23 protein-coding genes are annotated in these 22,628 nt (G+C 68.1%); 12 read left to right on the forward strand and 11 right to left on the reverse strand.

Annotated features, from left to right (window positions below; all coding sequences use genetic code 11):
* Positions 1 to 31 precede the first annotated feature (31 nt).
* Positions 32 to 2,875: a S8 family serine peptidase gene (locus VPH47_RS05435; protein WP_368850283.1), complete on the forward strand. Its 2,844-nt coding sequence runs from the start codon at positions 32 to 34 to the stop codon at positions 2,873 to 2,875.
* 48 nt (positions 2,876 to 2,923) lie between these two features.
* On the opposite strand, the gene VPH47_RS05440 is transcribed toward VPH47_RS05435, so the two are convergent.
* Positions 2,924 to 4,021, reverse strand: a complete 1,098-nt coding sequence (locus tag VPH47_RS05440; protein WP_368850284.1) for a Glu/Leu/Phe/Val dehydrogenase dimerization domain-containing protein — start codon at positions 4,019 to 4,021, stop codon at positions 2,924 to 2,926.
* A gap of 278 nt (positions 4,022 to 4,299) precedes the next feature.
* On the opposite strand from VPH47_RS05440, the gene VPH47_RS05445 reads away from it, so the two are divergent.
* Positions 4,300 to 5,376: an HDOD domain-containing protein gene (locus tag VPH47_RS05445; RefSeq protein WP_110713105.1), complete on the forward strand. Its 1,077-nt coding sequence runs from the start codon at positions 4,300 to 4,302 to the stop codon at positions 5,374 to 5,376.
* Between the two features lie 3 nt (positions 5,377 to 5,379).
* Here VPH47_RS05445 and VPH47_RS05450 read toward each other — a convergent pair whose 3' ends face one another.
* The 3 genes from VPH47_RS05450 to VPH47_RS05460 form a co-directional block, all read right to left on the reverse strand.
* On the reverse strand, positions 5,380 to 6,945 hold the full coding sequence (locus VPH47_RS05450) for a phospholipase D family protein (RefSeq protein WP_197612707.1): 1,566 nt from the start codon (positions 6,943 to 6,945) through the stop codon (positions 5,380 to 5,382).
* Between the two features lie 172 nt (positions 6,946 to 7,117).
* Complete coding sequence (locus tag VPH47_RS05455) at positions 7,118 to 7,816, reverse strand: RNA pseudouridine synthase (RefSeq protein WP_110713102.1); 699 nt, start codon at positions 7,814 to 7,816, stop codon at positions 7,118 to 7,120.
* Positions 7,817 to 7,863: 47 nt separating this feature from the next.
* A complete protein-coding gene (locus VPH47_RS05460; RefSeq protein WP_043035443.1) occupies positions 7,864 to 8,364 on the reverse strand; it encodes a M48 family metallopeptidase in 501 nt (166 codons plus the stop codon).
* Positions 8,365 to 8,427: 63 nt separating this feature from the next.
* Between VPH47_RS05460 and VPH47_RS05465 the strand changes: the two genes are divergently transcribed.
* Complete coding sequence (locus VPH47_RS05465) at positions 8,428 to 8,985, forward strand: DUF2058 domain-containing protein (RefSeq protein WP_368850285.1); 558 nt, start codon at positions 8,428 to 8,430, stop codon at positions 8,983 to 8,985.
* 170 nt (positions 8,986 to 9,155) lie between these two features.
* Positions 9,156 to 9,422 carry a DksA/TraR family C4-type zinc finger protein gene (locus VPH47_RS05470; protein ID WP_368850286.1) on the forward strand — a complete coding sequence of 89 codons (267 nt, stop codon included), beginning with the start codon at positions 9,156 to 9,158 and terminating at the stop codon, positions 9,420 to 9,422.
* Positions 9,423 to 10,039: 617 nt separating this feature from the next.
* Here VPH47_RS05470 and VPH47_RS05475 read toward each other — a convergent pair.
* The gene (locus VPH47_RS05475) at positions 10,040 to 10,633 is read right to left on the reverse strand and encodes a mechanosensitive ion channel family protein (protein ID WP_080291803.1); all 594 of its coding nucleotides are present in this window, start codon (positions 10,631 to 10,633) and stop codon (positions 10,040 to 10,042) included.
* Positions 10,634 to 10,668: 35 nt separating this feature from the next.
* The gene (locus tag VPH47_RS05480) at positions 10,669 to 10,848 is read right to left on the reverse strand and encodes a hypothetical protein (RefSeq protein ID WP_110713099.1); all 180 of its coding nucleotides are present in this window, start codon (positions 10,846 to 10,848) and stop codon (positions 10,669 to 10,671) included.
* A 124-nt stretch (positions 10,849 to 10,972) separates the two neighbouring features.
* Here VPH47_RS05480 and VPH47_RS05485 point away from each other — a divergent pair, with 124 nt between their 5' ends.
* Genes VPH47_RS05485 through VPH47_RS05495 form a run of 3 tightly spaced genes read left to right on the forward strand, consistent with a single transcriptional unit; the run spans position 10,973 to position 12,975 of the window.
* The gene (locus VPH47_RS05485) at positions 10,973 to 11,551 is read left to right on the forward strand and encodes an RNA polymerase sigma factor (protein WP_012511790.1); all 579 of its coding nucleotides are present in this window, start codon (positions 10,973 to 10,975) and stop codon (positions 11,549 to 11,551) included.
* Positions 11,548 to 12,081 (forward strand): hypothetical protein, encoded by a 534-nt coding sequence (locus VPH47_RS05490; protein ID WP_368850287.1) that lies wholly within the window; start codon positions 11,548 to 11,550, stop codon positions 12,079 to 12,081. The genes VPH47_RS05485 and VPH47_RS05490 overlap by 4 nt, the downstream gene beginning before the upstream one ends.
* 12 nt (positions 12,082 to 12,093) lie before the next feature.
* A complete protein-coding gene (locus VPH47_RS05495) occupies positions 12,094 to 12,975 on the forward strand; it encodes a DUF4097 domain-containing protein (protein ID WP_368850288.1) in 882 nt (293 codons plus the stop codon).
* A gap of 49 nt (positions 12,976 to 13,024) precedes the next feature.
* Here the strand turns inward: VPH47_RS05495 and VPH47_RS05500 are convergent, their stop codons facing one another.
* The 3 genes from VPH47_RS05500 to VPH47_RS05510 form a co-directional block, all read right to left on the reverse strand.
* On the reverse strand, positions 13,025 to 13,207 hold the full coding sequence (locus VPH47_RS05500) for a hypothetical protein (protein WP_005410566.1): 183 nt from the start codon (positions 13,205 to 13,207) through the stop codon (positions 13,025 to 13,027).
* A gap of 11 nt (positions 13,208 to 13,218) precedes the next feature.
* Positions 13,219 to 13,512 (reverse strand): YkgJ family cysteine cluster protein, encoded by a 294-nt coding sequence (locus tag VPH47_RS05505; RefSeq protein WP_110714362.1) that lies wholly within the window; start codon positions 13,510 to 13,512, stop codon positions 13,219 to 13,221.
* A gap of 229 nt (positions 13,513 to 13,741) precedes the next feature.
* Positions 13,742 to 15,103, reverse strand: a complete 1,362-nt coding sequence (locus tag VPH47_RS05510; protein ID WP_110713094.1) for an Hsp70 family protein — start codon at positions 15,101 to 15,103, stop codon at positions 13,742 to 13,744.
* Between the two features lie 182 nt (positions 15,104 to 15,285).
* On the opposite strand from VPH47_RS05510, the gene VPH47_RS05515 reads away from it, so the two are divergent.
* Positions 15,286 to 15,621: a zinc ribbon domain-containing protein YjdM gene (locus VPH47_RS05515; protein WP_088026733.1), complete on the forward strand. Its 336-nt coding sequence runs from the start codon at positions 15,286 to 15,288 to the stop codon at positions 15,619 to 15,621.
* Positions 15,622 to 15,627: 6 nt separating this feature from the next.
* On the opposite strand, the gene VPH47_RS05520 is transcribed toward VPH47_RS05515, so the two are convergent.
* Positions 15,628 to 16,782 (reverse strand): tetratricopeptide repeat protein, encoded by a 1,155-nt coding sequence (locus VPH47_RS05520; RefSeq protein ID WP_368850289.1) that lies wholly within the window; start codon positions 16,780 to 16,782, stop codon positions 15,628 to 15,630.
* A 228-nt stretch (positions 16,783 to 17,010) separates the two neighbouring features.
* Between VPH47_RS05520 and VPH47_RS05525 the strand changes: the two genes are divergently transcribed.
* From VPH47_RS05525 to VPH47_RS05540, 4 genes are all read left to right on the forward strand, one after another.
* On the forward strand, positions 17,011 to 17,613 hold the full coding sequence (locus VPH47_RS05525) for a hypothetical protein (RefSeq protein WP_368850290.1): 603 nt from the start codon (positions 17,011 to 17,013) through the stop codon (positions 17,611 to 17,613).
* A gap of 49 nt (positions 17,614 to 17,662) precedes the next feature.
* Positions 17,663 to 17,836 (forward strand): oxidoreductase-like domain-containing protein, encoded by a 174-nt coding sequence (locus tag VPH47_RS05530; RefSeq protein ID WP_239496493.1) that lies wholly within the window; start codon positions 17,663 to 17,665, stop codon positions 17,834 to 17,836.
* Positions 17,833 to 18,450, forward strand: a complete 618-nt coding sequence (locus VPH47_RS05535; RefSeq protein WP_110713090.1) for a DUF998 domain-containing protein — start codon at positions 17,833 to 17,835, stop codon at positions 18,448 to 18,450. The genes VPH47_RS05530 and VPH47_RS05535 overlap by 4 nt, the downstream gene beginning before the upstream one ends.
* 78 nt (positions 18,451 to 18,528) lie before the next feature.
* Positions 18,529 to 19,875 (forward strand): virulence factor family protein, encoded by a 1,347-nt coding sequence (locus VPH47_RS05540; RefSeq protein ID WP_368850291.1) that lies wholly within the window; start codon positions 18,529 to 18,531, stop codon positions 19,873 to 19,875.
* A gap of 125 nt (positions 19,876 to 20,000) precedes the next feature.
* Here VPH47_RS05540 and mprF read toward each other — a convergent pair whose 3' ends face one another.
* Positions 20,001 to 22,565, reverse strand: a complete 2,565-nt coding sequence (gene mprF / locus VPH47_RS05545) for a bifunctional lysylphosphatidylglycerol flippase/synthetase MprF (protein WP_180847993.1) — start codon at positions 22,563 to 22,565, stop codon at positions 20,001 to 20,003.
* Between the last annotated feature and the right edge of the window lie 63 nt (positions 22,566 to 22,628).

Below are 22,628 nucleotides of genomic sequence, written 5' to 3' on the forward strand. Positions count from 1 at the left end.
AAGGCAGGACAACGTTCATGGGAAGGAATCGATGGAACGCACGATGATGGTGAGGTCTGCCCTGGGAACCGCGCTGGCGGTGGCGCTGACGGCCTGTGGTGGCGGTGGGGGCGGCAGCAACGTGCGCGTCGATCCGCCGCCGACCACGCCTCCGCCGCCGACCACGCCGCCTCCCACCACGCCACCGCCGGCCAAGCCGCAGGAGCCGGCCTTCGATGCGCATCTGTCAGTCACCAACGCGCGCGCCGCACAGGCCGCCGGCCTGACCGGACAGGGGGTACGCATCGGCATCGTCGATTCGGGCGTGCAGCGCAATGCGGTGGCCCTGAACGGCCGGGTGCTCGCCAACCTCAATTACATTGATCCGGCCAAGAACAACCTTGGCGTCGACGACGTGGTCGGGCATGGCACTGCCGTCGCCAGCCTTGCTGCCGGTGCGGCGGTAGGGTCCTGGCCGGGCGGCATCGCGCCGGGCGCGCAGATCGTGTCGGCACGGATCATTTCCGACAAACCGCCGGCCGATGACGGCAGTGGCAAGGGCAATGCCTTCAGCGGCCCGCTGGGCGTGGCCCAGGTCCACCAGGACCTGATCAACTACAACGTGAAGGTGATGAACAACTCGTGGGGCGGCCTGTACTGGACCGACCTGCCGACCACCGCGCAGGTGGCCGCCGAGTACCGGCCGTTCGTGATCAACCACGGTGGGCTGGTGGTGTTCGCGGCCGGCAATGATGGCCGCAGCGAGCCCAGCAGCCTGGCCGCGCTGCCCAGCCAGCAGGGCGTGGCCGGCACGCTTCCGGCTGCTGATCTGGAGCGCGGTTGGCTGGTGGCCACGGCGGTGGATCCCTATACGCCCGGAGCACTGGCCAGCTATGCAAATGCCTGCGGCCAGGCTGCCCGCTACTGCCTGGCCGCGCCGGGCAGCGCGGTCTATCCGGATGCCAACGGTGGCAGCTACTACTGGAACTACGGCACATCCTTCGCTGCGCCGTTGGTTTCCGGTGCGGCGGCCCTGGTCTGGCAGCGCTTCCCGTATTTCAACAATGACCTGGTCCGGCAGACCCTGCTGGGTACCGCCAAGGATATCGGCGTGCCCGGAGTTGATCCGGTGTTCGGCTATGGACTGCTCGACATCGGTCGGGCGATCAACGGTCCCGGTCGCTTCGACTGGGGCGATGTGGTCGTCAACGTGGATGCAGCCTCGACCGGTTCGGCGTGGCGCAATGACATCGTCGGCAGCGGCGGCCTGGTCAAGCAGGGTGGAGGCACCCTGGTGCTGGCCGGCAACAACAGCTACAGCGGCGCCACCCGCATCGAACGCGGCATCCTGTCGTTGCAGAACGGCGGTGTGATCCGGTCCAACGTGACCATCCTCGGCCAGTCCGATCCGGATTCGACCGGCCTGCAGTTCAACGGTGGTACGCCCCGGGTGATCGGCAACGTGGTCAATGGCAGCAGCGTGTTCCTCACCACCGGCAACACCACCGGCACGATCGAGGGCAACTACGTGCAGCAGGCCGGTGGCCAGCTGATGATCGCACTCGGCGCCAATGCGCTGCAGGTCACCGGCAATGCCACGATCGACGGCGGTGTGCGCGTGAATGGCTTCGTCTCCGGGTACGTGCCACAGAGCGGCACCCGGCAGGACCTCATCCACGCGGCCGCTGGGCTGAGTGGCACTTTCAGCACGACGGCCACCTCCACTGGCCTGCAGGGCCTGTCGCTGCTGCAGAGCAGCTATGGTTATGACAGCAACAACGCCTGGTTGAACCTGACCCAGGTCAGCGTCACTGCAGTGGCCAGCGGCCTGGGGGCGTCCGCGCAGGCCGCTGCGCAGCGCCTGGAGGGCGCGTTCGCGGTGCTCGACAGGAATGCAGGGCTGCAGGGATCGGCCTTCGGTGCGGCGGCCGGTGCGCTGCAGTGGACCGGTGGCGGCCCGCAGGGCCTGGCCGCCAGCCTGCAGAGCCTGTCCGGGCAGGCGCATGCCCGTGCCGAAGCGGCGACCTTCGACAGCATCGATATGTCGCGGCGTGCGATCGCCGAGCGCTTCGATCGTGTACAGGCCGCACCGCGCCTGCGCGGCAGCTGGCAGAGCACGTTGGGTGAGGCGGGGCAGGGCAGCTTCGCCGGCAACGCCGCCGACAGCCGGGGCTGGATGGCCGGCCAGGACCTGCCACTGGGCAGCAACGGCCTGATGGGCGTGGCGTTTGGCGAGACCCGCAGCAATGGCGGCAGCAGTTTCGGTGGCGATCGTGGGCGCGATCGCCAGGCGCAGGCGCAGCTGTATGCAGGCTGGAACCTGGGGCGTGGCTATGCGCTGGCCCAGTTCGGCAGCGGCCAGTTCACCCGTGCGCTGGATCGCCAGTTGCTGCTGGGCGCCGGTGCCTATGGCGTCTCTGCGCGGTACGGCGGCCGTTTCAGCAGTGCCAGCGTGGAGGGCGGGTATCGGCTGGGGCGTGCGGGTGCATCGTTGACGCCGTACCTCGGCGCCAGCACCACGCGTGTGGATACCGATGCCTTCAATGAGCTGGGCGGTTTCGGCTTCGGCCTGCGTGGCGATGCCAATCGCGTGCAGCGCAGCCAGATGCTGGCCGGCATCCGCGGTGAGCGTGGCTGGGGCCGCTGGACGCTGCGTGGGCATGCCGAGTGGCAGCAACGGTTGGACGGCGGTGATGCCGATTGGCAGGCCAGCTTTGTCGGCGTGGATGCATGGGCGCCGCTGGTGGGCTGGAACGCGCCACGCGGCAGTGCGCTGATCGGTGTGGCGCTGGAATCGTGGTGGGGCCGCAATGGCCGCCTGAGCCTGGGCTTCGACCAGCGCGTCGGTGGTGAGGGGGCGCGCCAGGCGGCGCTGCGCTACAGCACCGGGTTCTGAGTGGCTAGTCGCGCCGGGACGTCAGCCCCGGCGCGACATCGGCAGGACTCAGCCGCCGCGCAGGTTGCCCAGGCGCGGGGTGCTGCGGCCCAGCGGCATCTTCAGCTTGCCGATCGACAGGATGCGGCTTTCGGCGATGCGGTCGGCCGCACGCTGCGGGGCGATGTTCTCGCGCTGCGACAGTTCGAAGATGCGGGTGAGGTTGTGATAGATGCTGCGGATCAGGCGCATCGCGCGTTCGCGGTTGTAGCCATCGATCTCCAGCGACACGTTCATCACGCCACCGGCGTTGACTGCGTAATCCGGCGCATACAGGATGCCGCGCGCATGCAGCTCGTCGCCGATTTCCAGGCTGGACAGCTGGTTGTTGGCGGTGCCGCAGATGATCTTCGCCTTGATCCGCGGCAGCGTGTCGGCGTTGATGGCGCCTTCCAGCGCGCACGGTGCGAACACATCGGCGTTCACTTCGTGGATCTCGTCCGGCTTGACCGCTTCGGCGCCGAAATCGCTGACTGCACGATCGACCAGCACGCTGTCCAGATCGGTGACATACAGCTTGGCGCCGCGGTCGCGCAGCAGCTTCACCAGTTCCATGCCGATATGGCCCAGGCCCTGCACCGCGATGCTGGTCTTGCCCACTTCCTCGTGGCCGAACTTGAAGCGCATCGCCGCCATCAACGCCTGCAGCGCGCCGTAGGCGGTGAACGGGGCCGGGTCACCGGAGCCGCCATGGACCTGGTGCACGCCGGTCACGAACTGGCTCTCCAGGTAGATGTTCTCCATGTCGTTGACGTCGGTGCCGACGTCTTCGGCGGTGATGTAGCGGCCACCCAGCGAATCGACGTAGCGGCCGAAGGCGCGGAACAGCACCTCGGTCTTGTCCACCTTGGGGTCGCCGATGATCACCGCCTTGCCGCCGCCCACGTTGAGGCCGGCCAGCGCATTCTTGTAGGTCATCGTCCGGCTCAGCCGCAGCACGTCGGCCAGCGCTTCATCGGTGCTGGCATAGGGGCGCATGCGCACGCCGCCCAGCGCCGGGCCCAGGGTGGTGTTGTGGATGGCGATGATCGCCTGCAGGCCGGCATCGTGGTTGTGGCAGAACACCACTTGTTCGTGGCCGGTGGTGGCGAGGGTTTCGAATAGCATGGCGTCTCCGATGGCGCGAACAGCGGCGAACTGCAGCGAACGGCCAGTGAACGGTAGGGTCCCAAAACAAAAAAAGCGACGTCGTCATGGCTGGGGGACGGGTCGCGCGGCGCCATTCTAGTCCATTCCCCCGGCCGCTGCCGTCGACTTTGGCAGCCGTCGGGTTAAAGAAGATGAAAGTGCGGCCGATGCTGCGACGACGGCGGGTGGCCGGATTCGTGTGAAGAGGCAGGGCATTCAGTGACGGCAAGGGCACCACAACGACAGGGCAGGCGGCGATGACGCCGGCCTGGTGGCGATCGCTGTGCGGCTGGCTGACATGCTCGACCGGAATGGCTCCGGCGCGCCTGGTCGCTGCCTCCCGCCAGGCGGTGGCCGCCGCAGCTGCCAGTCTGCAGGGCGATGCCCTGCCTCCCGGCGAAATCAGCGCGCACCTGCAGCGCGGGTTGCATGCGCTGGCCTTGTCCCCGCGGTTGGCTGGCGAATCGGCACCGGTAATGGATTCGCCGCTGGGGGAGGCGGTGGCGCGTGCGCTGCAGGACCGCGACTGGGCGGCCCGGCACCTGCCGCGCCGTCCTCAGCTGCTGCCGCAGCTGATCCAGACCGTCAACGACGATGCCGCCTCGGCACGGGTGATGGCGGCAATCATCGGCCAGGATCCGGTGCTCACCGGCAACTTGTTGCGTATCGCCAACAGCCCGGCCTACAAGGTGCACGAGCGGCCGGTGGAAAGCCTGCAGCGGGCGGTGACCCTGGTCGGCACCGAGGGCGTGCGACAGATCATCAGCGCCGTACTGGTGCAGCCGGTGATGCAGGTGCAGTGCGAGGTGTTCCCACAGTTCAGCACGATCATCTGGGAGCACGCGCTGCTGGCCTCGCGCGCAGCCGCTGACCACGCACGCACGGTCACCTTTGGCGATGCCTTCGCCGCGCAGTGGCTGGGCCTGGTTCAGGGCCTGGGCGCAGCGCTGGTGATGCGCCAGCTGCTGCAGGAAGCGCAGGCTCGTGGCGAGACCGTGGAGCCGGCGCTGGCACTGCAGCTGTTGCAGCAGTGGTCGTTGCCGCTGGCGCAGCGGGTCGCCGCCGCCTGGGAGTTGCCTGAGCCGGTGCATCAGGCTTTGGCGGTGAATGCGCAAGGACCGTTGGCTGACAGCCTGCGCCTGGCCAGTGCGGCGGCCGCAGCGAGTCTGCTGTGCCGGCATGGCCATGCCAGCCAGAGCCGCATGCTGGCCCTGCTGGAACAGCTGCCTTCGGCGCCGCCGCATGCATTGCGCTGGATCTGGCGACGCCTGCATGGGCGCAGCGTGGAAACGCTGGATGAGGCCGCGCAGGACGAAGCTGGACCGGCCGCCTGAGCGCTACAGCTGCGATTCCACCGGCAGCCAGCTGATCACGCGCGCAGTCCAGCGCTTGCCGAGGCTGGCACCGGGTTCGGCTTCCACCCAGTGCGGCGGTGGCTGCCGCTGCAGCCAGCGCAGCTCATCATTGCGCCCCAGTGCCAGCCACCAACTGTGTTCCGGGCTGGCTAGGCGCAGGTATTCGTCGCGCAGCTGCGCGCCCAGCACCGGGTCGTCGAACAGCACGCCCATTTCGGTGTTGAGGTAGGCCGAGCGCGGATCGAGGTTGAACGAGCCGACGAAGCCACGGCGATCATCGACCACGAGTGCCTTGGTATGCAGGCTGGCGCCACTGCTGCCGAACAGGCTGGTATCCAGCTGGCCGTGTGCCTTCAGTTCGTACAGCTGTATGCCAGCCTTCAACAGCGGCACGCGGTAGCCCATGTAGCCGCCGTGCACTGCCGCTACGTCGTTGGCGGCCAGCGAGTTGGTGACCACGCCGACCTGCGCACCGCGCGCGGCCAGCGCCGACAGGCCTTCAACGCCTTCGCTGCCAGGGACGAAGTAGGGCGAGATCAGCAGTGCGCTGCGACGGGCGGTTGCCAGCTCGTCGCTGAGCGTGTTGACCAGCCAGTTGCGGCGATCATCGTCGCGGTGCTTCATCGGCGGATCGGAGGCGATGCGCACGTTCGTGCTCCAGTGCAGTGGCTCCGGGCTGGGCCGTTGCAGGCGGCGCGAGTCGGCCACGCGCTGCAGGTAGGGTTGGGCCTTGGCATGCATCGCATCCAGGTCCGACTGCTGCACGAGTTGCCGCAGCTGTTCATCGCTGTACGAGGCCAGCGCGGAAATCGGGATGGCCGCGCTGCTGTTCCAGTAGTCGTCGAAGATCCGGTTGGCCTGTTGCACGGCGGGGCCGGCCACTACCAGGTCCAGGTCCTGGAAGTTCACATCGTCGCGCGCGCTGAAGTACTCCTCGCCGATGTTGCGGCCACCGACGATCGCGATGCGGCCATCGGCGATCCAGCTCTTGTTGTGCATGCGGTGGTTCACGCTGAAGGCGCGCTGCACCAGTTCCAGCGTGCGTGCGATGCCGCTGCGGTTGCGGAACGGGTTGTACAGGCGGATCTCGATGTTCGGGTGCGCATCGAGCGCCATCATCAGTGCGTCCTTGTCCTTGGCGTTCATGTCGTCGAGCAGGATGCGCACGCGCACGCCACGCTCGGCGGCGTCATACAACGCCTTGGCCATCAGGTGGCCGATCAGGTCGTCGTGCCAGATGTAGTACTGCAGGTCCAGGCTGCGCCCGGCGTGCGCGGTGATCATCGCGCGCGCGGCGAACGCATCCATGCCATCGCTGAGGAACGCCACGCCGGACTGGCCGGGATGGGCCTCCTGCAATGGCACGATCTGCTGGTCGATGCGGGTCTGCGCCGGCTGCAGCGGCAGAACGTGCGAGGGCGCACCCTGTGCCTGCGGCGTGAGGTGGTCGGCCAGCAGCAGGCCGGACAGGACCAGTAGCAACAGCGCGGCGAGGATGATCGCAGCGACGCGCAGCAGGCGTCGCCACAAAGGCTTGGGCAGGCTCATGCCCCGATGGTAGAGCCACGCCGTGCGTGGATGAAAGCCGAAAGACCCATTGCTGTAGATCCACGCCATGCGTGGATGGGGTCAGAGCCCTTTCCCGCGGAAAGGGATCCGACCCCGAGGGTTCAAGGGTCAGACCCCTTGTCGCAGGCAAGGGCTCTGACCCTGGACGGACTCAGAAGCGCTCGTCGCTGCCCAGGTAGCGCCACTGCCCCGGCGGCAGCGGCCCCAGCGCCACGCGTCCGATGCGCAGGCGGCGCACGGCCGTGACCTGCAGGCCGGCGGCGGTGACCGCCACGCGCAGGCCTTTGGCGGTCAGCCCCTTGCCGGCGAAGCGCAGGCGCTGCTCGCTCTGCCAGCTGACCTTGGCGCCGCCCGATTCCTGCTGCAGCCGCGCCATCAGCCACGGGCCGCGCTCGGGACCGCCTTCGGCCACTTCGATCAGGTATTCCTGCTCGGTGCGGCCCAGATTGCGCTGCAGGTGAGCCAGCGTGGCCGGATCCTGGCTGACCACCACCAGACCGCTGTCGCTGGCCGGAAGCGAGGCGGCCAGCTGCAGACCGTGGAAGTGACGCTGCAGCGGACGGATGTCGCTGGCATCAAGTTCGCTGCGGCTGTCACTGCTGACCAGGGCACACAGGGTTTCGGCGGCGACACCGGCCGGCTTGTGCAGCAGCATGCTGACCCGCTCGGCCTTTTCATCGCTGGCCTGGTCGGCCACCACGATCACCGCGTTGTCATCGACCGGGCGCTGCGGCTGTTCCACCACATCGCCGTTGACCGTGACCCAGCCGCCTTCGATGTAGCGCCGCGCTTCACCACGCGGGATGCCGAGCAGGGCGGACAGGCGTTTGTCGAGACGGATCGGTTCCATGGCGGGCAGGTCGGGCAGGGGGCGCGCAGTGTAGCTGCTGCGGCCGGTCAGCGCTGGCCGCGGTTGGCCAGCTCGGTCAGGTACAGGCGGGTATCGAACTCCAGCTGCAGGTAGTCCGGCTCCATGTGCTGGCACAGCTGGTAGAAGGCCTTGTTGTGATCGGCTTCCTTCAGGTGGGCCAGTTCATGCACCACGATCATGCGCAGGAACGCCGCTGGCGCCTGGCGGAACACGGTGGCGATGCGGATCTCGCGGCTGGCCTTGAGGCGGCCGCCGTGCACGCGGGAGATGGCGGTATGGGTGCCCAGCGCGTGCTTGATCACTTCCAGCGTGTTGTCGTAGCAGACCTTGTTGAGCGGCACCGACTTGCGCAGGTAGCGGTCCTTCAGCTCCTGGGTGTAGTCGTACAGCTGGCGGTCGCTGCGCACCTCGTGCGGGTCGGGGTAGCGTTGTTGCAGCCAGGGGCCAAGCTTGCCCTGCGCCAGCAGTTCGCTGACCTGGGCGACCAGGGGTTCGGGATAGCCGGTGAGGTACTTCAGGACTGCCATGCAGGGGCGGCGGGGCGTCGGTAGAATGTGGACATCCAAGATTACACGCGGTACGCATCGACCATGGCAAAGCCCAACGCGCTGCAGGAACAATTGCTCAAGGCCGGCCTGGCCAAGAAGTCGCAGGCCAGCGCTGCCGCGAGCGCGCAGGCCAAAGCCCGCCAGGGCAAGGCCGAATCGACCTCGGCCGAGGTCCAGCGCGAGGCTGAACGGGCCCGCGCCGAGAAGGTCGAGCGCGACCGTGCGCTGGCCGCCGAGCGCAACGCCCAGGCCAGGCAGGCTGAACAGAAAGCGCAGGCCAAGCAGATCATCACCGCCCATGCCGTGTCCCACAAGGGCGACGACGAGTACCGCTTCAGCGATGGCGCGGCGATCCGCACCCTGCTGATCGACCCCAAGCTGCGCAAGGCGCTGTCGGTGGGCGTGCTGGTCATCGTTGCCCATGGCGACGGCTACGCCCTGCTGCCGCGTGCCGCCGCCGAAAAGGTGCGTGAGCGCGCCCCGGAGGCGATCATCGTCGACCACGGCCAGCCGGGCTCGACCGCCGAGATCTCCACCGGCAATGCCGAGGACGACGCCTACTACGCGCAGTTCCAGGTGCCGGACGACCTGGTCTGGTAAGCAAAAAGGGGACGGAGGGGATTAAGCCGCAATCGGCCTGATCGGATCCGTCCACTTCCTGCTCGGCTTGCTGAAGGCCCGCCGGGCATGGCTCGGCTCAACCCAGGTCTGCTCCTTTGGGCTCGGGTGTATCGTCCCCATATCAGGCGACACACCTGCGGAGGATGGCCATGGCCACCGGTTGGGCGGGAGACGGCGCGGTCCTGGACCAGATCGACGCCACCGTCGACGATGCGATCGCACGCGCGCGGCGCCAGCTACGCGAGGGCCCGGGTCTGGAACACTGTGAGGAATGCGACGCGCCGATCCCGTTGGCGCGGCGTCAGGCCGTGCCCGGGGTACGGCTGTGCGTGGCGTGCCAGCAGGCGCATGACGACGAAGCGCAGGCGCATGCCGGCTACAACCGGCGTGGCAGCAAGGACAGCCAGTTGAGGTAAAGGTTGTTCGGCAGGGCTGCGCCCTGCACCCGCCGAGGCCTTCAAGCCAAGGCAACTTCAACGTCAAAAGCGGGCATTCCGTAGGTAGGCGGGACGGTGTGGGTAGGCAGGACACGCCGTAAACCCCCCTCCGGGGTCCGGCCCAGCCGCTGGCGGCTGGGCGTTCGGGCGCTTGCGAAGCAGTGCTTCGCAAGCAAAGCGCCCTCACCCATGGGGGCTCGATGGCGCCATCCATGGCGCCAACGGTCCGGCCTACCCACACCGTCCCGTCTCTGACAGATTCCCGGGATCTGGTAGATCCACGCCATGCGTGGATGAATCTCCATCGAAATCGAATATTTCGAGATCCGAGACATTTGAGCCGAGCATGGCTCGGCTCTACCGCAATGCGGGCAGATCGCGGAAATCTGTCGAAGGCGGGGTGGGTCCGGTGGCGGGAGTGTCCGCGGCATGGATGCCGCGGCCAAGCCCCCATGGACGGGTTTACGGCGTCTCCCGCCACCGGATCCATCCCGCCAACCCACGGAATGCCGGCTTTTGTTTTCGCCTTTGCTGTTGCTGGTGCTGTTGCTCCAGCTCATAGCGGGTGCAGGGCGCAGCCCTGCCGAAAACCACCCTCAGCCGTCGCCCTGGATGCCGCCGGGGGCCTGCGCCGGGTCACGCCAGCGGCGCACCGTGCGCTGGAAGAACAGGTTGTTCGGCAGCTGCAGCACCGTGCCCTCGTGGCCGTCGCCGGTCTCCTGCAGCGTGGTGTAGATCAGGTTCACGTCGATCACCCGGCCCTTCAGGCCAGGTTTCTCGCCGTTCTCCAGGACCTCGATGTAGTCGTGCAGGCGGAACGGGCGGGTGGTGAAGATCAGCAGCGTGCAGAAGATGTTGGACAGCACGCTCCACGCCGCGAAGAAGGCCACCGCGCCCACGGCCGCGAAGCCGGTGAACGCGGTCCACAGTACCGAGGGCTTCGCGCCGAGCAGGCTGAGGATGTACAGCAGGGCACTGAAATAGACCACGAAACTGGTGATCCGGCGTGCGCCCATCACCATTTCAGGCGGCAGCGTGTAGTGCTCGGCAAAGCGGCGGATCAGGCGACGGGCGAGCACGCGCAGGAGCCATGCGACCAGCAGCACCAGTACGATCTGCAGGGCGACGCCCGCGTAGTTCAACCACGGGTGGGTCCAGGCGGGCAGGTGATCCTTCAGCGACAACATCATGGGGCGAAAACAGGTGGCGGGGACGGCCCCCGATGTTACCCGGCGCGTGCGGGGGATTCGACCGCCGGTGTCCAGGCCAGGCAGACCAGCTCCTGGCGGTGCTGTTGCAGGCAGGCGCGGCCATTGTCGGGGCGCAGCTGCAGTGACAGACCCAGTGCCTGCAGCACGACGCAGGCGGCGATTACCAGCAGGGCGGCGCAGGATGGGCTGGACATGGGGGACTCCCCTACGGCGTTTTTGCGAAGGACCTTTCATGGATGCAGGGACGGTCGAAAAGGTTGCATTGCCCGACCTCGGATCGGCTCTAAACCTTTTCCCGGGTTGCCGCATCCAAGCGATATGCTCGACACCACCATGCCCGCGCCGCCTGCCGCCAACGACGCCGTCGACGAACCCGCTCTGGTGCGGGCGGCGGCCGCGGGCGACACCGCTGCCTACGAACTGCTGTACCGGCGCCACGCGCCGCGTGTATTCGCTGTGCTGTGGCGGTTGTGTGGCGGCCAGCAGGCACGTGCCGAGGATGCATTGCAGGAGGCCTTCCTGCAGGCGTGGAAAGCGCTGCCGGGGTTCCGCTTCGAGAGCAGCCTGTCGACCTGGCTGCACCGGCTGGGCGTCAACGCTGCGCTGATGGAGCTGCGCGGACGTGCTGCCGGGCAGGACCATGACAGTCTCGACGAGGTGGACGGAGGGTTGCAGGAACTAGCGGTGCATGATCGCTGCGCCGGCACCGAACGCGACCTCGAACGGGCGCTGTCGACGCTGCCACCACGGGCGCGTGCGGTACTGGTGCTGCACGACATCGAAGGCTGGAAACACCAGGAAATCGCCGAACAACTGCAGATGGCTGTCGGCAGTTCGAAGGCACAGTTGCATCGTGCGCGTGGCCTGTTGCGCGCACGGCTGGGAGACATGACATGAGTACACGCGAACACGATTCCGACCACGATCTGGCAGCCCGACTGCGCGCACTGCCACCCGAACGCAGCGTACCCACCGATGGCTGGGCACGCCTGTCGGCGCAGCTGCCGCCGCGTGGATCGCAGGAAGCACCCGTGCCACCGGGCAACGTGGTGGCCCTGCCTGCGCGTTCGCGGCACCGCTGGTGGTTGCCGGCTGGCGCTGCCCTGGCGGCCAGCCTCGCGCTCTACGCGGTGGCGCCGTGGCGCCATGCGCAGCCGGACGCGCCGGTGCCGTCTACCCTGCAGCTGCAGGCCGCGGCGATGACCGAGCAGTACCAGCAGGCCGTGGCCTCGTTGCCCGCAGGCCGGGCGCCGGAATGGCAGCCGGCGCTGCACGAACTCGATGAAAGCGCGGCACAGATCCAGGCCGCACTGGCGCAGGATCCACGTGCGCCGCACCTGCTTGGCCAACTCAAGCGCACCTATGCGCTGCGGCTGGAACTGACCCGGCAGGCGGCACAAGCCGCCGCTGCTGGCCTGACGACCTGAAGGAGAACCTCCATGATCCGACCCTTGATTTTCTGCTGCGTGGCCCTGTTGCTGGTGCCGGCCGTGGCGCTGGCCGATACCCAGATCAATGAGCGCCACAATGTGGCCTCCGGCGGCCGTATCGAGCTGAGTAACGTGGCTGGCAAGGTGACCGTGCGCGGCTGGGATCGCAATGATGTACAGCTGACCGGCACGCTCAGCGATGGCCTGCAGCTGCGGCAGGAGAAGAGTGCCAACCGCGTGCGCTGGGAGATCGAGTATCCGAACCGCAACAACAATGGCGGCGCCACGCTGGTATTGAACGTGCCTCGTGCGGTCGAACTGCGGTTGAGCACCATCAGTGCCAACCAGGACATCAGCGGCATCGATGTGCGCCGCCTGCAGGCCGACTCGGTCAGCGGCAATCTCGTCGCCTCCGGCCGCAGTGGTGATAGCAAGCTCAACACGGTCAGCGGCGATGTCACTGCGCGCCTGCAGACGCCCCAGCTGGACGTGAACACGGTTAGTGGCCGCATCGAGGCCGGCGGCGGCGTGTCCGGTGATATCGGTGCGCAGACTGTATCGGGCCGGGTCGATGTCGACGCTGGACGCATCCAGCGGCTGGCGGTGGAGACGGTATCCGGTGGCATTGACCTGGCGGCGACCGGACTGGCACCGGGTGGCCGCATCAATGTCGAGTCGGTGAGTGCATCGGTCAACCTGCGCCTGCCGCGTACTGTGTCGGCACAGCTGTCGGTGAACAGCTTCAGTGGTTCGATCAACAGTGATGCCGGGCAGGTGGAGCGGCCTCGTTATGGACCGGGCAGCCGACTGGACACACGACTGGGCGGCGGTGACGGTGACATCCGCATCGAGTCGCACTCGGGCAGCGTGCGGGTGCGCCTGGACCGCTGAGCACGATCCGGCAGGCCGCGGCGGCAGCGCCGCCGCGGTCGGTGCTGGGTCAGCTGGCTTTCTTCAGCGCCCAGGTGGTGCCGAGGACTTCGATCTTGCCACCGGCCTTGCGGAACGCTGCCAGGTCCGAAGCGATCGAATCGCTGCTGACCACGGTGCTGGCGGCCGCGCCCTTGCGTTCGCTGCGGATGCTGTTGCTGGCCTTCGCGGGGGTCTTTGCCTTGCGGGGCATGGTTGCTCCTGTCAGGTGGAAGGGGAGGAAAGCGCCCAGGCATCGGCCTGGCGCAGGTAGTCCTGCCGCTCGCGGCGGCAGTCATCGCCGCCCATTGAAAACTGGCGGCAGATCGCCGGGCGCTGCGAATAGATCGTGCAGCGCAGGTGATAGGGATCGATCGCCGCGCACCAGCCTTCCTCGTTGCGCGCCATCACGGCACGGCCGTGGGCGTCGCGGGCAAGGAACTGGCCAGGCACGTGGTCGCCGGGCTGCAGCAGCACGGGCAGCCGGCAACAGACCGCGTCACAACGGCGGCAGTCGATGGGTGCAGGTGCTGCGTCAGGTTGTAAGGCCACGGGGGCCTGGCGGGTGCCCAAAGCGGGTCTCGATGGCGGCTCAGGTGCTGCGCGGACCATGAACGAGCCAGGAAGGCATGGCCGCTAGGCCCGCAGGGCGGGCCAGGCTGTACCGTGGACACACACCGGCGTGGCCGGTGGAAGGTGCAGCGGGGTTCTAGCCGACCAAGAGTAACTTAGACCGCGTAACGTTTTGTTAATCCTGGCTGGCTGCCGCCAGCGCAAGGCCCTGGACCACGCCCAGCGAGGGCTCGCCGTGGACCATGCGGGCCCCCGGGAAGGCCTCCGCCACGGCTTGGCGCAGGTAACCGGCACGGGACATGCCGCCGGTCAGGAACACCGCGTCCGGGTCGCCGCCGATGTCGCTGCGGACCTGGGCAAGCAGTTCACGGATCTGCTCCAGGTAGCCATGGGCGGCGGCGGCCAGGCCGTCGGCGCTGCTGTCGGCATGCAGGTCGCGGGCGATGTAGTCCAGCGTGCTGCGGTGTTCGCCGGCGGCGCTGAGGGCGATCTTGGCGCGTTCGACATCGCGGTACAGGCGGGCGGTGTTGCCGGTGTCCTGCAGGGCCTGCAGTCGCGCGCCCCACGGGTCGTCGACGTGATCGTATTTGTGCTGGCGGAAGTCGCGCTGGCGCGTCATGTCCTGCACGGTGGCGGCTTCCACATAGTGGTGGGCAGGCACGCGGGTGACGCCGCGACCGAACAGCGGCATGTAGCTGGACAGGCTCAGCGCCAGATCGATGTCGGTACCGCCGCGGGCGATACCCCAGGCGCGATGGATACGCGGGGCGTCGTCGCCGCCGACTTCGGCATGCGCGATGTCGGTGGTGCCGCCGCCGATGTCGACGATCACGGCCTGGTGCCGCTCGCGGCTTTCGGCGTGGTAGTGCATGGCCGCCGCGGCCGGTTCCTCGAGGAAATCGATCTGGTCGAAACCGGCCTGGGTGGCGGCTTCTCGCAGGATGTCCAGCGCCTGGTCGTTGCCGGCCGCGCCGATCGAGCTGCGGAACTGCACCGGGCGGCCGAGCAGGGCGGCACGCAGCGGCTGGCCAAGCTGGGCGCTGGCGGTCAGGCGGATGTGCTCGAGGATGTGCGCGGCGATGCCGGTGATGGTCTGCTTCGCGCGCGGGTGCAGGTTGTAGCCCAGCATCGACTTCGGGCTCTGCACCAGGTTGCCTTCGTGTTCCTCGAAATAGGCTTCCAGCGCGTCGTCGCCGTAGACCGCGTTCTGCAGCAGGTCGCTGGCGCTGCGCTCCTTGCCGGCGCGGGCTTCCATCCATTCCCGGCGCAGTGCGCGCAGGGCTTCGCGGCGCAGCGCCTGCGGCGTGCGTTCCTGGCCGGCGGCGCGGGCCGCGCGCGCGGCGCTGTCGATCATCTGCTGCAGCTCGTGTTCCTGGCCGGCGTCGAGCTGGAAGTCGTCCGGGTCGGGCACCACGCCGGGGAAGTACACGCTGGTGCGGAACTGCTCGGCGTCGCCGAAGCGGATCGGCAGCAGTTTCCCCTCATGCACGATGGCGGCGGCGGAGTTGCTGGTACCGAAGTCGATGCCGAGGCGCATGGGGAGTTCCGGGGGCGATCAGGGGCCGCGCACTCTGCTGCAGTTCGTCGCCGACTGCAAGTTCCCGCCGCTTGCCGGTGTGGAACGAGTCAAGGAGTTTCCCGGGCACCACCCCCGAAAAGAGGGGGGAAGGGCTGGGCGGTTACAATGGCCGCTGTTGATTCACTTTGAGGTACTTGCTGATGTCTTCTGTTCCCGCCTGCCCGCAGTGCACCCTGGAAAACACCTATGCCGATGGCGCGCTGTGGATCTGCGCCGACTGCGGTTTCGAATGGACCGCCGAGGAAAGCGCCGGTTCCACCCTGGTCGTGCGTGACAGCAACGGCAATACCCTGCAGACCGGCGACACCGTCACCGTGATCAAGGACCTGAAGGTCAAGGGCTCCTCGATCCCGCTCAAGCAGGGCACCGTGATCCGCAACATCCGCCTGGTCGAGGACGATGCCGAGCACATCGAAGGCAACTCGGACAAGATCAAGGGCCTGGTCCTGAAGACCTGCTTCCTCAAGAAGGCCTGATCGCCTTCAGCGCTTGGCCTGCTGCTGCGCACGCCAGCGGGCCAGGCTGTCCAGCTTGGCCTGGTAGCGCGCCTGCTCCGGCGCGCCACCCAGTTCCTGTGCACGCAGCAGTTCGCGATCGGCGCGCTTGAGCTGGCCCGCCAGGAAATAGACCCGCGCCAGCCCGAAGTGGAACTGATGCGCGGTGTCGTACAGGCGCACGGCCTGCCGGTAATAGCGGATCGCCGCATCCAGCTGGCCAGCGCGTTCGGCCTTGGCGCCGAACATGTACTGCGCGAACGGGTCTTCGCGCTGCACCGACTTCAACCGGCGCTCAAGTGACTGCGCCTGCGCGGTCAATCCCAGGCTGCGGAACAGCGCGGAGGCATTGGTCAGTGCGGCATCCTGGCGGCTGTCCAGCTGCAGCGATCGTTCCAGTGCCTGCCGCGCCGCCTCATTGTTGCCTTCGCGGTGGTCGAGCACGCCGAGGTTGTTCCACACCGGAGCGAACCCGCTGTCCTGGGCCAGGGAAGCGTTGAAGAATGCACGAGCGCCGCCGAAATCACCGTCGGCGAGGCGCTCCGCGCCCCGGTTGTTGTAGAAGTGCGCCAATGCCCGTGCACGGCTGACCGGAACCGGCCCGTGGCGGTCATAGAGCACATTGCGATCCAGATCGACGGTACCGAAACGCCCGCCGACGTCGACACCGGCGTTGACGTGGCCGACGCTGTAGACCACGCCTGCGTCCTGGTCCTGGTACCAGGACACCACCTGCCCGACTTCCTGCACGCGGGCCTGGATGCCGGCCTCCCGGGCAAGCGTCACGAACAGCAGGGTGAAGGCCAGGCAGTTGGCGCGGCGGTGCTGCCAGATATCGCTGACGGTGTAGGTCGCATTGGCGTCGTACTGCAGGTCCAGCCCGTGCTGATCGAAGATCATCTCCACGAGCGCCTGCAGCCGCTGGTCGCGTGAGTAGCTGCGCTGGATCACCTGCTTCTGGAGCATCGTGCGCAGGTCCGCCGGAATGGCGAACACTTCTTCCGGGGTCGGCACGCGTGCGGCCGACACGGTGATGGTCGGGGTCGTCACCACATCGGCCGGCGGTGCCTGGCCTGCGCCGAAGGCGGGAGCACAGAAGGCCAGCAGCGAAAGGGTGAGGCAGTGGGCGGCAGGACGGTACATGACGGTTCCCGGCAGCGGCGGGCGCTCCCGCCTGTGGCGAGTGTATGCCCATGGATGTCCGGCTGCAGCGACCGTTGGTCGGCGCCGTGTTCATCCACAACCGGTGTGGACCAGCGCTCGACAAAGCTGTGGACAACCGCGCCCAGGCCCCGCCCGGCAAGCGTCGTGAGGGTGTGGTGAAAAACTCGCCAGCTTGCCGGGCGTCGGCGCAGGCGGGATGATCCGGGCATGGACTTCTCTCCGCTGACGCTTGCACCGGCGCAGTGGCAGGCGCTGCAGGACAGTTACGCATCGCCGCCGCGGGCTTACCACCACTTCGGCCATGTGCGCGCGGTGCTGCAGCATTGCCAGGAGGTGGCCGATGGCCCCGGTTGGCAGCAGCCGGCCGAAGTCTATCTGGCCGTGCTCTACCACGACGCGATCTACGAGGCGGGGCGCAAGGACAACGAGGCGCGTTCGGCAGCGCTCGCCGTGCAGGCGATCGCACAGGCACCGGAGCTTGCCGGTGTCGATGCCGCCCGCGTGGAGCAGTTGATCCTGCTGACCGCGCGCCATGGCGCGCTCGGGCCGGACGACGTGGATGCCGAGGCGGCGCTGTTCCTGGACTGCGACATGGCGATCCTGGCCGCGCCGGAAGCCGTGTTCGCCGCCTATGACCGTGGCGTGGCCGAAGAATACAAGGGTGTGGTGCCGGGCTTCCTGTACCGTGCCGGCCGTCGCCGTTTCCTGCAGGGCCTGCTGCACGCACCGCGGATCTTCCTCAGCGAGTTCTTCCACCAACGTCTGGATGCGGCCGCGCGCGATAACCTGCGCCGTCAGCTGGGCCGCTGAGCCAGCCCGGTACACTGGCAGCTGTTTCCACCGACTGTCGCTTCCAACCGTGTCCGTCCCTGATCCCGATCCCCGCCCGCAGCCGCCGGAAGAGCCCGGCCCCAACGAATGCTGCGGCAGCGGCTGCCCCCTGTGCGTGCTTGACCTGTATGCCGACGAGCTGCAGCGCTATCGCAAGGCGCTGGCCGAGTGGAAGACACGGCATCCGGAGGCGACGCCATGAGCCGCGCGCGTCCGGCGGCGATGCTGGCGTTGGTTGCGCTGCTGCTGTTCCTGGCCACCGCGCTATGGACCCAGTTCGCCCGCACCGACCTGGACTGGGTGCGGGCGACCTTGAGCCTGTACCTGCACGGGCCGTGGGGGCTGGCGTTGCGCGCGGCCTATTGCCTGCTGGCACTGGCCATCGCGGTGCTTGGCATCGCGCTGTACCGCAGCAGCACCGGCCCGCGACGCAGTGCGGCGGCGCCGCTGTTGTTCACGGTTTCTGCGCTGGGCCTGGCGACGGTTGCCATCGGCGACAGCTGGCTGCCCGAAGCAACCCCGCTGCTGGCACCGTTCATCCATGGGCTGGCGGCCAACACCGCGTTCCTGTGCGCCAGCGTCGGCATGCTGCTGCAGGCCTGGTACCTGCGCCGCGAGCCGGGCTGGCAGTCCGCCGCCGGCCTGCTCTGGGCCTGGGCCTGGCTGGCGTTCGTGCTGCTGTGGCTGCATGTGCTGTGGCGCGCTGGTCCGCCCCGCGGGCTGGGCCAGAAGGCCGTGATCGTCGTGATCGTGGGGTGGCTGCTGTACCTGGCGCTGGCGCTGTACCGGCGCAGTCGGCGAACCACGGCCCACTGAATCCCCAACGGCCTGCGCCGGTACGTGCCGTGCACGCGGCGGCGGCGTATCGTGTGCGCATTCCATCGGGGATGCGATATGAAGCGTGCAGGGCTGGGCAGGGCAATGGGTGTGGTTCTGGCGCTGGCGGCGCTGCCGGCAATGGCGGCGGCCAACGTGCAGCAGTTCAGCCACGGGCGGTTCGAGCAGATTCCGGTGCATATGCCGTCGGGAACGCCACAGCGGGTGGTGATCTGGTTCCATGAGCCCAGCGCCGGTGGCGACACCAGCCGTCTGCCGATCGAGGCCTTGCGTGCCGACGGCGCCATGGTTGCCGCGGTGGACATCGCGCACCTGCGCGGGGTGCTCAAGCGCGAGGGTGACCCGACCTGCTCGTTCGGTTCCGGTGACGTCGAGAACTTCTCGCGCTGGTTGCAGGCGTCCCTGCATCTGCCCGGCTACCACCTGCCGCTGGTGGGCGGTGATGGCGAAGGTGCCGAGATGGCCTATTCGCTCGCGGCCCAGGCCGACACCCAGGTGTTCGCTGGCCTGCTGACCACCGGCTTCTGCCCCGACCACAACCACGAGCGCATGGTCTGCGGCGATGGCGTGAAGCGCAACAAACTTCAACCCGCCGAGCTGAACTTCCCATGGTTGAGTGCAGCCGGTGATCACGGTTGCAAGGTGGGCGAGGCCAGCCGATTCGTGCAGCAGGTCGCGATGGCACGCGAGTTCAAGCGCACCGCGCGCGGTGATGCCTCGCCCGGCCTGGTGGCCGCGGCGCGGGTGATCGGCGCGCAGGCCGGCGTCAGCCTGGCACCGCCGCCGGCCGCGCTGAAGGGCCTGCCGGTGGTGGAAGTGCCGGCCACCGGCAACGGCGACACGCTGGCGGTATTCGTTTCCGGCGACGGTGGCTGGGCCGGCCTGGACAAGGACGTGGCGTCGTCGCTCAACGAGCACGGCGTGGCGGTGGTCGGCATCGACTCGCTGCGCTACTTCTGGAGCGAGCGCACGCCGAAGGGCTTCGCTGCTGACCTGCAGAAGATCATCGACCACTACCGCCAGCAGTGGCACCGCGACAAGGTGATGCTGATCGGTTTCTCGCAGGGCGCCGACGTGCTGCCGGCGACCATCAACCAGCTCGATGCCGATACCCGTGCAGCGCTGGACCGTATCGTGCTGCTGTCGGTAGGCGAGAAGGCCGACTTCGAGTTCCACGTCAGCAACTGGCTGGGGGGTGGCGGCGACGGCCTGCCGATCGCGCCGGAAGTGGCCAGGCTCCCGGCCGGCAAGACCCTGTGCGTGTACGGCCAGGACGACGATGACGCGCTGTGCCCGGGCCTTCCGGCCAATGACGGCGTGCAGAAGGTGAAGCTGCCCGGCGACCACCACTTCAATGGTGATTACGACCGCTTGGCCGAAGTGATCCTCAAGGGCGGGGCGTAGCGCTTGGTAGACGCCGACCTTGGTCGGCGCTGGGGCTGAGGGCGCCTTGGGGATGAGCGTGTCGACCAAGGTCGACACCTACTGGGTGGTCGGTAGCGCCGGGCCATGCCCGGCGGTACGGGGCGTCAATTCCGCCGCGGGTCCAGCGAGATCAGGCGCGTGGCATCCAGCAGCGCCGCCGGCAGGTGCATGCCCCCCGGTGCGGCCAGGTAGCGCGGTCGCCACTGCGGGTCGAACTTCGACTTGAAGCGGCGCAGGCCACTGAATCCATAGAAGCGTTCACCATGCCGCGCCAGCAGGCCGGCCAACCGGTTCCAGCGACCGGCCAGGCGATGCTGGGCAAGGCCGGACAGCGGCGCCATGCCCAGCGAGAAGCGCGCATAGCCCTGCGCGCGGCCCCACAGGAACAGTTCGATGAAAAGGAAGTCCATCGTGCCCTTCGGCGCCTCGTTGACGTGGCGCATCAGGTCCACCGACAGCTCGGCACCGGCCGGTGCCTGCCACAGGTTGGCGAACGCCACGATCTGGCCTTCGGCCTCGACCAGCGCCACCGGGAAGCGCACCAGGTAGTCCGGGTCGTAGCTGCCCAGCGAGAAGCCCTTTTCGTCGCCGGCCTTGTCCTCCAGCCAGGCGTTGGAAATCGCGTGCAGGCGCGGCAGCAGGCTGGGAATTTCTTCCACCTGTGCCACGCGGAACGACAGGCCGCTGCGCTTGCCGCGGTTCCAGGCCTGGCGCAGATCGGCACGTTCGCGGCCTTCCAGGCCGAAGTCGTGCAGCGGCACCATCGCCTCTTCGCCCAGCTTGACCAGCCCCAGTCCGAGGTCAAGGTAGGTCTGCCAGTAGGTCTCGCCGACCTGGTAGAACACCGGGCGCAGGCCGAGCCGGTCGGCTTCCTCGCGGAAGCGCCAGATCAATGCGCGGGCGACGTCCGGCGGGCCGACCGGATCGCCCATTGCGATCAGCGAGCCGCCATAGCGCTGCATCATCACGAAACCCAGCTTCGCTTCGTCGCGCAGTACGGCCTTGTCGGCGGTCAGCACCAGACAGGCCTGGGTGTCGGTGGCGCCGGCCAGCACCGGTGCCAGCGATTGCAGCGTGGCTTCATCGGCGGCCGGCAGCGGGCTGCGTGTGCTGTGCAGCAGCCGCGCCAGGCCGAACATCACCAGCGCGATGGCCACCACAAGCAAGGCACGCAGCGCGCGCGGCGCGTTGCCGGACACCGCGAATTCCCACCACAGCTCGTTCTGGTACTCGACGTGGCTGTAAGTGAAGAACAGCAGCCAGGTGACCGCGACCAGCACCAGCCCGAGGTTGCGAAGCCACGGCCACGACCAGGCTTCATCCAGCAGTGCGCCCTGGCGGTAGAACTCGCGGCGCGCGGCCCAGAGCGCCATCGCCGCCAGCACTGCGGAAACTGCGATCAGCCATTGGCCGCCACGCAGCCACAGCGGCAACGGGGTGACCACGCACACCGCCATCGCCAGCATCCACGCCGCATGGCTGCGCCGGGCCAGGCCCTGGCCGATCAGCAGCAGCGCGACACCGCTGAGGCTGCCGATCAGGTGCGAGGTTTCCAGGATCGGCAGCGAGGCGTTGACCAGGTGACGGCGCGGCGTCGGCAGCGTGCCGTCGATGACCAGCGCGGCGCCGATGCTGAACACCGCCAGCGCGATGATCTGCGGCAGCCACGGGCGCAGCGCGTTCCAGCCGGCGCGGGTTGCGCCGGCACTGGCCTGTAGCGGCTGACGCAGTGCCGGCGCGAGCGCGAGCAGCGTGGCCAGCACCAGCGGCAGCACGTAGTAGGTGACGCGGTAGATCAGTGCAGCCGCCAGCACCGCAGCCGGTGCCACCTGTGGCAACAGCTTCAACAGGCTCCATTCGAATACGCCCAGGCCCGCGGGAACCGTCGAGACCAGGCCGGCCAGCACTGCCACCAGGTACAGGCCGACGAAGCCCGGCAGGCCGGTCGGCGTGGAGTCCGGCAGCAGCACATAGAACGCGGCACTGGCCAGCACCAGTTCGATCACGCTGAGCACGGTGACACCGATCATGGTGCGGCGGTCAGGCAGCCACAACGCATGACCGAACACGCTGAACTGCCGTCCATCGCGGCCGACCAGCAGCACCGTGGCGAGGTAGGCGAGCAACGCGACGATGCCGACGATACGTACCGCATTGGGATCCAGCGGCAGCGCCAAGGCTGCGGCAGCCGGTTCCATGCACAGCGCCACACTGATCAGCAGCCATGCACCGAACACGAAGCCGAGCGTGCTCATCAGCACCACCTGGCCGATCTGCGCCAGGTCCAGGCCGGCGCTGCGGTAGCCACGCAGGCGCACTGCGCCTCCGGTCAATGCCGCAAAGCCCACGGTCTGGCCCAGCGTATGCGCAAGGAAGGCGGTGATGCCGATGCGCGCCGGATGCACGCGGATGCCACTGCGTCGCAGGCCGATGGCATCGAAGCCGATCAGGCAGGCGTAGCTGGCCAGACCGAGCACCACGGTGAGCGCGATCTGGGTGGCACTGAGGTGGCGGAACGCCTGACGGATCGCGCGGTAGCCGTGCTCATCGAATTCACTGGCCAGGCCATGCAGGGCCAGCGAGAGGATCAGCAGGGGAACGACGATGGTCAGGACCCGCTTCCATGCCGGGGTGGAGGAAGCGGTGGCGGGGTCGGTGGCTGGTGTCATCGGCGCAAGGGTGCGTCAGGAGGGGCGAGTGCGGTGTCAACGCGGGCGTGGCGCATCGTGCGC

It is taken from the genome of Stenotrophomonas sp. WED208 (assembly GCF_040984485.1).
GTDB lineage: Bacteria > Pseudomonadota > Gammaproteobacteria > Xanthomonadales > Xanthomonadaceae > Stenotrophomonas > Stenotrophomonas riyadhensis.

Coding starts and splice junctions, on each gene's coding strand:
- VPH47_RS05435 (WP_368850283.1), top strand. CDS start 32: ATGGAACGCACGATGATGGTGAGGTCTGCCCTGGGAACCGCGCTGGCG.
- VPH47_RS05440 (WP_368850284.1), bottom strand. CDS start 4,021: ATGCTATTCGAAACCCTCGCCACCACCGGCCACGAACAAGTGGTGTTC.
- VPH47_RS05445 (WP_110713105.1), top strand. CDS start 4,300: ATGACGCCGGCCTGGTGGCGATCGCTGTGCGGCTGGCTGACATGCTCG.
- VPH47_RS05450 (WP_197612707.1), bottom strand. CDS start 6,945: ATGAGCCTGCCCAAGCCTTTGTGGCGACGCCTGCTGCGCGTCGCTGCG.
- VPH47_RS05455 (WP_110713102.1), bottom strand. CDS start 7,816: ATGGAACCGATCCGTCTCGACAAACGCCTGTCCGCCCTGCTCGGCATC.
- VPH47_RS05460 (WP_043035443.1), bottom strand. CDS start 8,364: ATGGCAGTCCTGAAGTACCTCACCGGCTATCCCGAACCCCTGGTCGCC.
- VPH47_RS05465 (WP_368850285.1), top strand. CDS start 8,428: ATGGCAAAGCCCAACGCGCTGCAGGAACAATTGCTCAAGGCCGGCCTG.
- VPH47_RS05470 (WP_368850286.1), top strand. CDS start 9,156: ATGGCCACCGGTTGGGCGGGAGACGGCGCGGTCCTGGACCAGATCGAC.
- VPH47_RS05475 (WP_080291803.1), bottom strand. CDS start 10,633: ATGATGTTGTCGCTGAAGGATCACCTGCCCGCCTGGACCCACCCGTGG.
- VPH47_RS05480 (WP_110713099.1), bottom strand. CDS start 10,848: ATGTCCAGCCCATCCTGCGCCGCCCTGCTGGTAATCGCCGCCTGCGTC.
- VPH47_RS05485 (WP_012511790.1), top strand. CDS start 10,973: ATGCTCGACACCACCATGCCCGCGCCGCCTGCCGCCAACGACGCCGTC.
- VPH47_RS05490 (WP_368850287.1), top strand. CDS start 11,548: ATGAGTACACGCGAACACGATTCCGACCACGATCTGGCAGCCCGACTG.
- VPH47_RS05495 (WP_368850288.1), top strand. CDS start 12,094: ATGATCCGACCCTTGATTTTCTGCTGCGTGGCCCTGTTGCTGGTGCCG.
- VPH47_RS05500 (WP_005410566.1), bottom strand. CDS start 13,207: ATGCCCCGCAAGGCAAAGACCCCCGCGAAGGCCAGCAACAGCATCCGC.
- VPH47_RS05510 (WP_110713094.1), bottom strand. CDS start 15,103: ATGCGCCTCGGCATCGACTTCGGTACCAGCAACTCCGCCGCCGCCATC.
- VPH47_RS05515 (WP_088026733.1), top strand. CDS start 15,286: ATGTCTTCTGTTCCCGCCTGCCCGCAGTGCACCCTGGAAAACACCTAT.
- VPH47_RS05520 (WP_368850289.1), bottom strand. CDS start 16,782: ATGTACCGTCCTGCCGCCCACTGCCTCACCCTTTCGCTGCTGGCCTTC.
- VPH47_RS05525 (WP_368850290.1), top strand. CDS start 17,011: ATGGACTTCTCTCCGCTGACGCTTGCACCGGCGCAGTGGCAGGCGCTG.
- VPH47_RS05535 (WP_110713090.1), top strand. CDS start 17,833: ATGAGCCGCGCGCGTCCGGCGGCGATGCTGGCGTTGGTTGCGCTGCTG.
- VPH47_RS05540 (WP_368850291.1), top strand. CDS start 18,529: ATGAAGCGTGCAGGGCTGGGCAGGGCAATGGGTGTGGTTCTGGCGCTG.
- mprF (WP_180847993.1), bottom strand. CDS start 22,565: ATGACACCAGCCACCGACCCCGCCACCGCTTCCTCCACCCCGGCATGG.